Origin of the sequence: Saliniramus fredricksonii (assembly GCF_900094735.1) — a bacterium.
Classification (GTDB): Bacteria; Pseudomonadota; Alphaproteobacteria; order Rhizobiales; family Beijerinckiaceae; genus Saliniramus; species Saliniramus fredricksonii.
Genome location: NZ_FMBM01000001.1, coordinates 16,546 through 28,985 on the forward strand (window position 1 = coordinate 16,546; position 12,440 = coordinate 28,985).

Genomic DNA, 12,440 nt, shown 5'->3' on the forward strand with positions numbered 1-12,440 from the left:
TGGCTCAGATCGGCTCATGGGCGCGCAACTCATCCTTGCGGCGTGCATAGGTCACGTTCGATGTCAGGATGCGCAAGAGCATTGGAGGGGTTAGGAATGCCTTCCAGGAAATGACGCGACCGATGAACAGGTGCAGGCGGTGCGCAACCTTTGCATCGGCAACCGCAGCGCGGGAGATCAGCTTCTCGAGAAAACTCATCGGGCGACCGGTCGCATTATCCTTGATAAAGAACTCGTGGCCGGCCAACATCTTGCGATGCTTGCGCCGATAGGCCGAGAGGCTGGGCCGCAGATCGTCGCGACGTACGAGCGCATCACCGACGCATTCAGTCAGCCATTGCGCGGATTGAAGAGCGAAACCGCAGCCCACCCCCGACATCGGATCGCATGACATGCAGGCGTCGCCAATCAAGGCAAGATTTTGGTGAACAGCCGGGCGCTTGTAATCATCAAGCCGGCGCATACCGAGCATACGGGATGCACGCAAGGCCTGCGACTTGTCGGGGGCGCACGGCAGATCATCGAAAAATGATTCCAGCGCAGCAAACTTGTCCCCCCGCCAATTTTCGTACTGATCATGCGTTACGAAGCAGCACAGCATTGTCAGGTCGTCATCAAACGGGTAGGCGAAACCCATATCGCGATCACGCTGCCAGAATTGCGCTGTCTTTCCCGTCTTCAGCGGCATGTTCTTATAATAGGCAAAATAGACGAAGCGGTTGTTTTCCCGACGAACCGTCGGAACGCTCGCGAGGTCAGCGCCCCGGGAATTTCGCCCATCTGCAAGTATCACAAGTTGGGCATGGGATTCCCTGCGAATCCCGTCAGCGCCGAGATAACCGATGCCGACGATGTTCCCGTCTTCGCTCTCTACAAGAGAATCCAGCGTAGCTCCGAGCCTGATCGTCACATTCCCGACCTCTACAGCCTTTCGCCGCAGTAACGGGTCCAGTTTTTTCCGCTGCACCGAATAGCCATGGCCATAAGCCTTGTCCCGCTGCAATCGGTCGACGATCCAGCCAAACTCCGTCCAGAACAAGGCGCTATTGCGAACTGCGCCCTCCTTCTCAAGCTCCTCCTGAATTCCGAGTCCGCGAATAACAGGAAGGGCACTTGCCTGAATAAAGGTCGTACAATTGGCCTTGTACTCGTCAGAAGACAATTTTTTCTCGAGGACAAGAATTTTCAGCCCCAGGCGCCCCAGCAATATCGCTGCAGCACTGCCCGAAATGCCAGCGCCGACGATGACGACGTCATGCGTGTCATCCTCTTCGGACCGTCCATACTCTTCTTGAATATTCATGGCCATCAAACAACCACTCCAAGCATTATCGATATTAATCAGGCGAGGCTCCGTGACATGTTTCCGGAAGCGCAGTTTCCCGACATGCCCGCTGGATGGCTTCAGCAATATGCGCTGAGCGCGTTGAAAGCAGGCTGAAGGAGCCGGCGTCACCAAAGCCATGAGTTGCTTCACAAACGCCATTCAGAAAGATCTGCGGCATTGGGCCAGCATCAGAGGCATAACCGAGGCTGAAATCACGCTTTACGACAACGCCGCCATCGGCGCGAAACCGCATCACGGGCACGAGCGCTTTCAGCAGCGGGTGGTACGCTTCCCGCTTCTCACCGGAGCCGAAATTTTGGAATCCAGTCGCGAGAATTACCGCGTCGGCATATATGTCACACGTTGATCTGTCGCACCGATCAGTAAGACGAAGAAACAAATCACCAAATGGAAGCGAACTTACTGAATTTGTCGTCTGATTGGAGAGTATTTTTATCCGCTCATGACCAGATACCTTCTGCTCGTATAGGTGCATCTGGAGCGCTACAATTACATCATGATCTGCCGCTCCATAATTGCTGCGCCATAATTCCTGTGTCATTGCATGCTGTATATCTTCAGGCGCTTCAAAGAAGTAATCTACAAATTCTGGCATGTATATACGTTCCGTAAAAGGACTTACGTCCTTAAGTTTAAAGCCAAAATTCCTCGATATACTTGTAATTTCATAGTCAGGCGCCCGACCTGCAAGGTCCAGAACGATCTCCGCAGCACTCTGGCTTCCGCCGATGACAACGAAACGCTTTAGCCCCTCATCCTTCCAGCGCTCGATACTCCAGAGATAATCAGTCAGATGCACGACGCGCGGCCCAAGGTGAGGCGCAAAGACTTCTGGGATATGGGCCGAGCGCCCTGGCCCGAAACTTACCGTTCGGGCGAGGTAGCTTCCGGAGCGAGTGGATACCATCAGCAGGCGCCCGCGCTGTGGGTCTTCCACGACGTCGATGCCATCGACACGCGCGTTCAGGCGGACTGCATGCGCAAACTGTTCGGCTACCCATGCCACGTAACCGGCATATTCTATCCGCGGCGGAAACGGTGCATCGAGATTCAGAAATTCAAAGAGCCGATCCTTCGCTGCGAGGTACGAAAGAAAGCCGTAGGCGCTTCGGGGGTTGCGTGGGGTCACGAAGTCACGCAGCGGATTATGCTGAATATCGCTGCCTTCGAGCAACATGCCCGGTTGCCACGCGATGCAGTCTCGCGCCTCAAGAAACAGGCAGTTATCCAGGGCGCCGATTTCCTCAAGCGCGATCGCAAGTGCAATGTTCGAGGGGCCAAAACCTATCCCGATGCAGTCATAAACATGCATCAAAGAGGAGGCCGCTTCGGCAGTATCCGAGAAAGACAATTCGCGTCTCCAGATATCGGGATGGGGCTGATCCAGGCTCACTGAACGAACATTGAACCGTCCGTCGTAGCAGCCCGGGCGGCGACGGTTCCGGTCATATCTTCGTGAAAATATTCCTCGACGATGTCGAGGGCGGTCGTCAGTTCGACGGTATCGATCGTCAGCGGCGGCATGAACTTGAGCACCTCATCATGTGGCCCACAGGCTTCAAGCAACAGCCCGGCCTCGAAACAGCGTCGGCGAAGCAACCGGCAGGCCTCGGCGCTACCCATATCGATGCCCTGCATCAGCCCCTTGCCCTTGACCCGCAATTGGTATCGCTGCGCAATCGCGTTCAGGCGCCCATAAAGTATCGAGGCCAGATGATTGATCGAATTTGACAGTTTATCGTCCGACCAGTACTGGCCTATTGCCGCAGCGGCGGTTACAAAGGCATGGCAATTACCGCGAAATGTGCCATTATGCTCGCCTGGCTCCCAAATATCCAGCTCCGGTCTCAGCAAGAGCAAAGACATTGGCAATCCAAATCCCGAGATTGCCTTGGCAAGCACCACCATGTCGGGCACGATCCCGCTTTCCTCGAACGCGAAGAAACTCCCGGTACGTCCGCACCCTGCCTGAATCTCGTCAAGGATAAGCAGCGCCCCGTGACGACGGGCGAGCGCCTCGATCCGACATAGCCAGTCTGGACACGCGACATTGAGCCCCCCCTCACCCTGAACAGCCTCCAGAATGATCGCGGCTGGTGCGTCAATGCCGCTCGAAGGGTCGGCAAGCAGGTTTTCGATCATTGCACATGTGTCAATTTCTGGCCCGAAATAGCCGTCATACGGCATATGCGTCACGCCGGTAAGAAGCGGGGCGGACGAGCGGCGATGGTGGCTCGAGCCCGTCAGCGACAGCGCGCCGAGTGAGCACCCGTGGAAGCCGTTGGTAAACGAAATCACGTTGGTCCGCCCAGTCACCTTGCGGGCGAGCTTTATGGCTGCCTCAATCGCGTTTGTGCCCGTTGGTCCCGTAAAATGAATGCGATAATCGAGTCCCCGCCGCTCCAGTATTTTTTTTCTTAACGTCTGGAGAAATATTTTCTTGGCTGAACTATTCATATCAAGACTCAGAGCTATTCCATCGTACAAAATGTATTCAATTAATTTCTCTTTTATATATTTGTTATTATGCCCATAATTCAAAGAGCCGCACCCTGATACTAAATCAAAGTACTTTTTTCCATCAATATCTTCAATTATTGCGCCGCTAGCTTGAGTGAATTCAGCAGGAAATCCAATGCAATAACTCTTAACATTTGATTCGAGGTCGAATATATTGGAGGGTACGTATGTCATTGCCCCAACCTTTCGATGTTTCGCGCTCCGAGATGGGTCGATATTCCGATATTTCCACTAAAATACAATTTTAAGGATTGAAAGGCGCTGTCAAAAACCATGTTAAACAATCAAAAATTGTTGTCAAGCATCAAAAAGTACAATCAAAATCCGGATATCGGCTCCTTCACGATTTTTCATTTTTGCGCAGATGCGGCTGCGCTATCCCGACAGAGATTAAGCGCCCGCGAACCGCCCGCAGCGACGCCCGTTCACTCTGGACGGCAGAGGACGTTGCCCCATTTCGTATGCACTGCCCCCCCGGTGGTTGGGTTGGCGACCTGCCCCGGAGCATTCATCCATAAAACAACTGGATCCTTCGCCATTTCTGATACGCCAATCGGTGTTTGGTGAGCGACACGCCCGCAGCTGAGTTGTCCGGGATTGCGCAGCCGCGAACCTGTTGCGGTGAGACTGGTCGCGAACGCTGCCGGGATTATGTAGCCAAGGAAGGAATGGGACCTTACCTCATCGTACTCGGTCATCCATTCGGCGATGAGGCTGCGGGCGTTTAGCCCAGAAAATTCATGGTGGCCGGGCGGATGTAGCGCAAGCCGTTGAAATAGCGTAAGATTTGGGTGCTAACGCCGAATCTTGCAGTTTCACGGAGGCCACATCCGCCATGAATGATCCTACGCTGCCGCTGGAGGGTTTGTCACCCGTGAATGGCAAGGCCATCGTCGCCCGGTTTGACGGCGGCAGCCTGTCATCGGATAGCGGCCTGATCGCTCTGGCGGAGGTGGACAAGCGCTTGCGTGTTGCCGCGACGCTGGCTGCATGTATCGATGATCCGCGGCGCCCCGATATGATCTCCCACAGGCTCGACGAGATGATCGGCTTCCGGATGGGCATGATCGCCGCCGGCTATGAAGATGCCAATGACGCCTCCCGCCTGCGGACCGATCCCCTCTTCAAGATGGCCGGGGGCAGACTTCCCTGTGATGAGGATCTTGCTTCCCAATCAACAATCTGCCGCCTGGAGAACCGGCCCGACCGGCGCATGCTTCTGGCCATGGGTCATGCCATGATCGGCCTGTATTGCCGCTCGTTCCGGACAGTGCCGTCGCAGATCGTGCTCGATATCGACGACACCTTCGATACCGTTCACGGGGAGCAGCAATTGCGGCTGTTCAACGCGCATCACGATGCATACGGCTTCCAGCCGATCGTGGTGTTCGATGACGAGGGTCGTTTCGTCCGGTCAATCCGCCGGCACTGGCCCCATACCCGGATCCTGATCAGGGGTGACAGTCACTATTGATGGAGTGGATGCCCCCACCCGACGGCATCGCAATGTGCCAAAATGGTGATGCTGAAGTCATCACAGAAGGAGGAGGCATCCATGGGTGAGATTAGCATCGTTGGCGTCGACCTGGCAAAGCAGGTTCTCCAGGTTCATGGGGCAACGGGGTCGCGTCCGTCAAGCTGGTGTAATTTTCTGGATGGCCTGAGGTCATGATCAGGCGGCTTTTGTGGTTATGCTGAGGATGGGATCGATCTCCTCCTTGTCGATCTGTGCGAATGCCTCGACCATCATGTAGCGGCTTGATGTCTGCCATTCGTCATTCTGCTCGAAGAGCACGGCGCCGATCAAACGCATGATGGATGCTTCATTGGGGAAGATCCCGACGACGTCGGCGCGTCGCTTGACCTCCTTGTTCAGACGTTCAATTGGGTTCGTGCTGTGCAGTTTGGTGCGATGCTGGCGCGGGAATGACATGTAGGCCAGCACGTCGTGCTCGCTGGCATCCATGAGATCGGCCAGTTTTGGCCAGCGCGGGCGCAGTTGCTCTGCGACCTTGCGCCAGGTTTCGCCGGCATGGGTGCGGTCGGGTTGATCGAAGGCCTGTCGGATGGCAGCGGCGACGACAGTATGCTGACCACGCGAGACATGGGCCAGGGCGTTGCGCATCCAGTGGACGCGACAGCGTTGCCAGGTTGCTTCGAAGACCCGGGCGATGGCGGCTTTGAGGCCTGTATGCGCGTCGCTGATGACCAGTCTGACGCCCCCCAGGCCGCGAACGCGCAGGGATCGAAGGAACTCGGTCCAGAATGTCTCGGCCTCGGACGGGCCGATACCGAGGCCGATGATCTCACGGCGTCCCTCGGTGTTGGCGGCCACGGCGATTATTGCGGCGACTGGTACGATCCGTCCGCCCTGGCGCACCTTCAGATAGGTGGCGTCGAGCCAGAGATAGGGCCATTCGCCGGTGAGCGGGCGGTTCAGGAACTCGCCGACACGTTCGTCGATGTCCTTGCACAGCTTCGACACCGTGCTCTTCGAAATGCCGCTCAGCCCCATGGCCTGCACCAGCTCATCGACGCGACGGGTCGAGACACCACTGATCCACGCCTCCTGGATGACGGCCACCAGCGCCTGTTCCGAGGTCTTGCGCGCTTCGAGAAAGCCCGGGAAGTAACTGCCTTGACGCAGCTTGGGAACCCGCAGGTTCAGCGTGCCCAGACGGGTATCGAGAGCGCGCTCTCGATACCCGTTACGCCACGTTGTGCGTTCGCCGCTGCGCTCGTGCTTGCCAGCGCCGATCAGGCCTTCGACATCCGCCTCCATGATCAGCTGCAGGACGGCCTCGGCAACGCTGCGCAGAAAGTCTCCCTGATCGTGCTTGGCCAGAAGTTCGGACAGGTCCATGTTCGTCTTGGTCATCGGGGTCTCCATGTGGTCCGGGGTTGAAGTCAGCAAACTCCACCTCGACCATACACCTCGATGGCCACCCAGGATCACACCGTTGACGGCACTGAAATTACACCAGCTCCTTGGACGCTACCGGCAACGGCCGATGGACAGGTGCTGTTCCGCAAGAAGCTGTCACGGGCGCAGTTTGCGAAGTTCATGGCGTCGCTGCCGCCTTGTGTGGTGGCGATGGAGGCATGCGCAACGGCGCACTATTGGGGTCGTGAGCTCTCCCGTCTGGGTCATGAAGTGCGGCTGATCCCGCCCATTTACGTGAAGCCCTTCGTCAAGCGGCAAAAAAACGATGCCGCTGATGCTGAGGCCGTGGCGGAAGCAGCACAGCGTCCGACCATGCGTACCGTTGCGGTGAAGACCGCGGACCAACAAGCCCGGGCGATGCTGTTCCGCACCCGGGACCTGCTGGTCGGCCAGCGAACCCGTCTGGTGAATGCACTACGCGGGCATCTTGCTGAGCACGGCATCATCATCGGTCAAGGCGTTGGGAATATCGCTCGCTTTGCTGCCTGTCTCGATCAGGACACGCTTCCGGACCTGGTTCGCGATCTCGGGCGGCTTTACCTCGATCAGATTGCTCAGATCAGCGACGAGATCGGCAAGCTGGACAAGCGGATCACAACTGCAGCCAGGGAAAACAGCACAGCACGCCGGCTGCAGACCATGCCGGGAATCGGCCCGGTCTGCGCCATGGCGATTGCATCCTTTGCACCGGAGATGCGGGAATTCCGCCGTAGTCGCGATTTTGCAGCGTGGCTTGGCCTCGTTCCACGACAGCACTCCTCCGGTGGCAAGCAGAAGCTTGGCCGCACTTCCAAGATGGGTCAGCGCGATATTCGACGCCTGCTGATCATCGGCGCCATGTCTGTCGTGCATTGGAGGGGCCGGCACGGTGGCCGACCGGGATCGTGGTTATCGCGCATGCTCGCACGCAAACCACGCAAACTGGTCGCCATCGCACTGGCGAACAAAATGGCGCGTATGATCTGGGCCATGCTCGCCGGCGAGACTGATTACAGGGATCCGACCGGCGCGATCTGCTGAACGCGGCTGTCGGAGCCTCGGGGATGTGAGGAGGGCAATGACCTGAATGGGCAAATGATCGATCAGATCCGGGTCGGGTAAACCAGTGGAGTGCAACGAGCCTCGAGCTCGCCCTATTGATTTGGTACCTGATCCGCGTATCACCATCCCGGCCCGCGGCGTGCGAAAGCCGCACTTGTGAGGCCTGAAACATGACCGCACCCGATCACGCGCTCAGACAGGCAAAAAAATCCTTGCATCAAAGGGGGCATCCAAACATGCGCTCCCGAGGTGCTCGACTGGTGCCGGGCGAACGGCATCGCCTTCATCTTCGGGGTGGCGACAACCAGCACGCTGCGCAAACGCGTGGCAACCGTCGAGGCCAGCACGACCCGGCGCTTCGAGAGGGCGAAGACGAAGACCAAGGTCCGGCGCTTCAAGGAATTCCATATACCGCGTCTCGCCACGTAGCCACCGGGGACGTTGGCGCCCCTTTCGAAACCCCGCGACCGCAACCTGCAAACCCCGCCCTTCACACCATCTCCGCCGCCGCCGAAAAGCGGCGGGGCGGGTCACCCTGCGCCAGCTTCTGCAAAAACCCAACCGTCAGGCGAAACGGGCAATTGATCAGGCTGCGATGCATAAAGGCGGCTAGACGCCGCGGACGAAAAGTTACGTCGCTTGTATGCGATGGTCGAAAACGGAATCGCTGACCTCGACGATATCCTTCGTGACCGCATCAAAGCGTTGTAGAACGAACGCGATCTCGCAAAAGAAGCTCTGGCACGTGCACAGGCCACGGCATGTAGCGAGATTGTCATCACGCAGGATATGATCAAACGTTTCGCGGACGCGATGCGCATGCACATCCGTTCCGGGGAAATCCCGCTCCGCAAGGCCTATTTGAAAGCTGTGGTTGATCGCATTCAGGTTGATACCAACGTCATCCGCATTACGGGAATCAAGGATACCCTTGAACAGGCGGTTCAGAGTGACCCGGAAAACTTGCCCGCTGCGGTTCGCAGTTCTGTACCGAAATGGCGCGCCCGAAAGGATTCGAACCTCTGACCCCCAGATTCGTAGTCTGGTGCTCTATCCAGCTGAGCTACGGGCGCTTGCCACGTCGCGGGGTGACCGCGTCGGTGGGCGGTGGATAGAACCTTTCGGGGGGGGTTGGCAAGCCCCTTTTTGCGGATTTGGGGTGAAAGATTTTCGCGGCGGCCTGCCTGAACTCAGACCGGCTGGCGGAAGACGAGCACGAAACAGGTCCCCCTGGTGCCGGCATCGTCCGCCTCCCCTTCTGCGGCCTCTCCCGTGCCCTGTTCCGGCTCTTCGAGGCGGATGATGCCGCCATGAAGGCGCATGATCTCGGCGCAGATGGCGAGGCCGAGGCCGGTCCCGCCGGAGCGGGCGGAGCCCTCGAAGGGACGAAACAGGTTCTGGCGCGCGCGCGGCGGCAGGCCCGGGCCGGTATCGGCGAAGCGGATCTCGACCGCCGGCGCGCCCGCCTGCATCACGCGCCGGGCGCTCACGGTGAGACGCCGCGCTGGCGGTGGCGTCTTGCGCATGGCCTCGACGGCGTTGCGTGCGAGATTGACGAAGATCCTTGCCGTCTGCTCGCGATCGGCGACGAGCACCAGATCGGCGGGGATATCGACGGCGAGACGCACCGGCCCCTGCGCCTCGGCCCCACCCTGCGCATTGCCCGCCACGGCCTGATCCGGATCGTCCTCGGCAACGAGGCCCGGCAGATCGCCGAGTTCGCTGACGACCGGCGCGAGCGCGAAACGCACGGGGCGCGGCTCGGGCTCTTCCGCCTTGCCGAAGGCCATCGTCGCCTCGCTGAAATCGATGGCGCGCTGGAGCGTGTCGACGAGGCGCGGGGCGAATTTCTGCACCAGCGGATCGGAAGCGCTCGCCATCCGGTCGGAAAGGAGCTGCGCGGCAGTGAGCATGTTGCGCAGCTCGTGATTGATGCGCGAAACGCCGAGCCCGAGTTCGGCCAGACGCCGCTTGCGCGCCAGCGCCCGCTCCAGGGCCCGCTCCATCTGCTCGAGCGCCCGCTCGGCCACGCCGATCTCGTCAGCCCGCGACGAGGGTGCGATGATGCGCGCCCGGTCCTCCGGATCAGAGGCGAAACGGGTGAGATTGTCGGTGAGCCTGCGCACAGGCCGCACGATCACCCATTGCAGGGCCAGATAGACGAGCCCCGCCGTGATCACCGAGATGATCAGCGAGAGGATCAGGATATTGCGCGAGAAGCTCACCAGCGCCGCGCGCAGGGGCGCCTCGTCGATGACGATTTCGACGAAATCGACCGGGGCCACGGCCCGCATGCCCTCAGGCGCGTCCATCCCCGCCCCGACCACGCGCATCGGTTGCGCGTTTGGACGCATCAGCGTGGTGAAGGCAGCGCTGATGCCGGAGATCAGCCCCTGCTCGCGCAGATCGATCACCCGCCCTACCTCGCGCGGCATGTCGGCCACGGCGAGCAGGCGGCGCGTGCCGCCGCCGCGTACCGCGACCGTCATCGCCCCGACACCGCGCAGGAGATCGTCTTCGAGATCGCGCGAGAGCCCGTCGGCGGGGGCCGCGTCGAGAACGAGCGCGGCGATCTGTGCGGCGGTGAGCCGGTCGTTCAGCCAGTTACGCTGGAATTGTGCCACTGAGGGCACGTAGATCAGCACCTCGGCGAGCATGACGAAACCGATCGTCAGCCATAACAGCCGCGCCGAGAGGCCGAAGCGCGGCGGGTGCGGCGATCGCGATCCCGCATGCGCCCTGGTCGTCTCCTCCGGCGAGCCTGCATCCATGCGCTTATCCGAACACCCGCAGGAAGCGGATCAGCCGGCGTACGCTCGGCATCCGCGCTGACGGTTTGAGGAATTCCACCGCCGCACGTTTCGAGATCTCCGAGAGTGTCGGATAGGCCATGACCAAACCCGCGATATCCTGCACCTTCATTTTCTTCGTCACGGCAAGCGTCCACAATGCAATCAGTTCCCCGGCCTGAGGCGCGGCAATCGCTGCGCCGAGCACCAGCCCCTTGTGACTCGTGATCACCTTCACATGCCCCGCCTCGCGCCGCTCCGCCCGCGCGCGGTCGTTCTCGGCCACGGGAAAGCGCAACACGCGGATGCGCCCCTTGTGCAGCTTGCGCGCCTCTTCCTCGCCCAGACCCACGGCGGCGAGCTCCGGATCCGTATAGGTCACGCGCGGGATGATGGCGTTATCGAGCTTGACGCGCAAACGGAAAAGCGCCGAGCGGATGACAAGCCCGGCATGCTGGTTGGCCGCATGGGTGAAGCGATAGCCGCCGGTGGCACCACCGGCGCAATCCCCAATTGCGTAGACGCGCCGGTTCGACGTGCGCAGGCCCTGATCGACGGCAATGCCGGATGAATCATGCCGGATACCCGCCGCATCGAGGCCGAGACCGTCGAGAACGGGTTTGCGCCCGGTGGCGACGAGGAGATGGGTGCCTTCCAGCACGGTCTCGCCGGCGTCACCGCCCCCCGCGAGCGTGATGCGCACCGCGCCGTCCTCACCCGAGACGGCGGTGACCTTCGCGTTCGCATGGAAGGCGACGCCCTCGCGTCGCAATTGCGCTTCCACCACTTCCGCGAGTTCGCGCTCCTCGCGCGCGAGGATATCCTGCGCCTCGACCACGCTGACCCGCGCGCCCAGCCGGGCATGGGCCTGGGCGAGTTCGAGCCCGATCGGGCCGCCGCCGATCACGATGAGATGGCCGGGCCGCGCGGTGAGATCGAAGATCGTCTCGTTGGTATGATGGGGCGTCTCGGCAAGCCCTGGAATCGGCGGGATCGCGGGACGCGCCCCGGTGGCGATGACGAAGCGGCGTGCCCGGATCACGGCATCGCCGGCCTCCACCATGTCACGCCCGGTGAAACGGGCCGATTCGCGCAAGACCGTGACCCCCATCGCCTCGAAACGCTCCTGCGAATCGGTGGGCGCGATCCCGGCGATGACGTCGCGGATATGGTCGCGCAGGGCGGTGTAATCGACCTGCGGCTCCTGCGCCGTGATGCCGAAGGCGGCGGCCTCGCGCATGGCATGGGCGCGCTCGCCGGCCGCAATCAGCGATTTCGAGGGCACGCAACCGGCATTGAGGCAATCACCGCCCATCGCACCGCGCTCGACCAGCACCACCGGCACGCCGAAGGAAGCTGCGATCGCCGCGACGGAAAGCCCGCCGGAACCGGCGCCGATGACACACAGATCCGTCCGGATCTCGCGCTTCCTTCCCCCGGTCGCCGGAGCCGCCGCATCCCCGCCGGGCTGCATCGTCACTGCCTGCGGCCTGGTCGCCGTCTCCTTCGCCGTCGCCTGATCATCGGCCATGAATCACCTCACTGCATTGGAATAGGGCCGCAAAACTGCGGCAGCGACAAGGGTTTCGCTTAAACGGGCAGACTCGTTTCGTCGAGACACGCCATTGTGAGCGCGCGCTCACGACGGGATCGGAGAGCGGCAGAGCCAGGGTCACCTGCGGAACGCAAGCGCATAGCAAAAGCGTCCTGCCGCCTTTTTGGGCGGTTGAATGGAACTTGCCGTGCGCACGGGTTGCTTCTGCCCAAGTTATTATCACGAATCGCGGCATCGCGCTTG

9 protein-coding genes, 1 tRNA gene and 1 pseudogene are annotated in these 12,440 nt (G+C 60.3%); 4 read left to right on the top strand and 7 right to left on the bottom strand.

The features are described 5' to 3' along the window. Window positions 1–4 precede the first annotated feature (4 nt). From GA0071312_RS00095 to ectB, 3 genes are read right to left on the bottom strand one after another with little or no spacing between them, the layout of a single operon-like run. On the bottom strand, window positions 5–1,309 hold the full coding sequence (locus GA0071312_RS00095; protein WP_074443120.1) for an NAD(P)/FAD-dependent oxidoreductase: 1,305 nt from the start codon (window positions 1,307–1,309) through the stop codon (window positions 5–7). A 28-nt stretch (window positions 1,310–1,337) separates the two neighbouring features. Then, window positions 1,338–2,741: a SidA/IucD/PvdA family monooxygenase gene (locus GA0071312_RS00100; protein WP_131817659.1), complete on the bottom strand. Its 1,404-nt coding sequence runs from the start codon at window positions 2,739–2,741 to the stop codon at window positions 1,338–1,340. Next, window positions 2,738–4,042, bottom strand: coding sequence for a diaminobutyrate--2-oxoglutarate transaminase (gene ectB, locus GA0071312_RS00105; protein WP_074443122.1), 1,305 nt, complete (start codon window positions 4,040–4,042; stop codon window positions 2,738–2,740). Before ectB ends, GA0071312_RS00100 begins: the two co-directional genes overlap by 4 nt. Window positions 4,043–4,703: 661 nt before the next feature. Between ectB and GA0071312_RS00110 the strand changes: the two are divergent. Beyond that, window positions 4,704–5,339 (top strand): annotated as a pseudogene (locus GA0071312_RS00110) (transposase); the annotation flags it as partial. A gap of 201 nt (window positions 5,340–5,540) precedes the next feature. On the opposite strand, the gene GA0071312_RS00115 reads toward GA0071312_RS00110, so the two are convergent. Next, entirely contained in the window at window positions 5,541–6,746 is a 1,206-nt protein-coding gene (locus tag GA0071312_RS00115; RefSeq protein ID WP_074444054.1) for an IS256 family transposase, read from the bottom strand. A 60-nt stretch (window positions 6,747–6,806) separates the two neighbouring features. On the opposite strand from GA0071312_RS00115, the gene GA0071312_RS00120 reads away from it, so the two are divergent. The 3 genes from GA0071312_RS00120 to GA0071312_RS00130 all read left to right on the top strand — a co-directional run bounded on the left by GA0071312_RS00120 (window position 6,807) and on the right by GA0071312_RS00130 (window position 8,879). Then, a complete protein-coding gene (locus tag GA0071312_RS00120; protein ID WP_074443124.1) occupies window positions 6,807–7,832 on the top strand; it encodes an IS110 family RNA-guided transposase in 1,026 nt (341 codons plus the stop codon). A gap of 270 nt (window positions 7,833–8,102) precedes the next feature. After that, complete coding sequence (locus tag GA0071312_RS00125) at window positions 8,103–8,282, top strand: hypothetical protein (RefSeq protein WP_074443125.1); 180 nt, start codon at window positions 8,103–8,105, stop codon at window positions 8,280–8,282. Between the two features lie 360 nt (window positions 8,283–8,642). Next, window positions 8,643–8,879 (top strand): hypothetical protein, encoded by a 237-nt coding sequence (locus tag GA0071312_RS00130; protein ID WP_074443126.1) that lies wholly within the window; start codon window positions 8,643–8,645, stop codon window positions 8,877–8,879. Here GA0071312_RS00130 and GA0071312_RS00135 read toward each other — a convergent pair. From GA0071312_RS00135 to GA0071312_RS00145, 3 genes are all read right to left on the bottom strand, one after another. Then, window positions 8,850–8,926, bottom strand: a tRNA-Arg gene (locus GA0071312_RS00135). The genes GA0071312_RS00130 and GA0071312_RS00135 overlap by 30 nt on opposite strands. A 117-nt stretch (window positions 8,927–9,043) precedes the next feature. Next, window positions 9,044–10,624, bottom strand: a complete 1,581-nt coding sequence (locus GA0071312_RS00140; protein WP_083204157.1) for a sensor histidine kinase — start codon at window positions 10,622–10,624, stop codon at window positions 9,044–9,046. Window positions 10,625–10,628: 4 nt separating this feature from the next. Next, window positions 10,629–12,173 carry a dihydrolipoyl dehydrogenase family protein gene (locus tag GA0071312_RS00145; protein ID WP_238947037.1) on the bottom strand — a complete coding sequence of 515 codons (1,545 nt, stop codon included), beginning with the start codon at window positions 12,171–12,173 and terminating at the stop codon, window positions 10,629–10,631. Between the last annotated feature and the right edge of the window lie 267 nt (window positions 12,174–12,440).

Coding starts and splice junctions, on each gene's coding strand:
- GA0071312_RS00120 (WP_074443124.1), top strand. CDS start 6,807: ATGGCCACCCAGGATCACACCGTTGACGGCACTGAAATTACACCAGCT.
- GA0071312_RS00115 (WP_074444054.1), bottom strand. CDS start 6,746: ATGACCAAGACGAACATGGACCTGTCCGAACTTCTGGCCAAGCACGAT.
- GA0071312_RS00140 (WP_083204157.1), bottom strand. CDS start 10,624: ATGGATGCAGGCTCGCCGGAGGAGACGACCAGGGCGCATGCGGGATCG.
- GA0071312_RS00145 (WP_238947037.1), bottom strand. CDS start 12,173: ATGGCCGATGATCAGGCGACGGCGAAGGAGACGGCGACCAGGCCGCAG.
- GA0071312_RS00130 (WP_074443126.1), top strand. CDS start 8,643: ATGATCAAACGTTTCGCGGACGCGATGCGCATGCACATCCGTTCCGGG.
- GA0071312_RS00095 (WP_074443120.1), bottom strand. CDS start 1,309: ATGGCCATGAATATTCAAGAAGAGTATGGACGGTCCGAAGAGGATGAC.
- ectB (WP_074443122.1), bottom strand. CDS start 4,042: ATGACATACGTACCCTCCAATATATTCGACCTCGAATCAAATGTTAAG.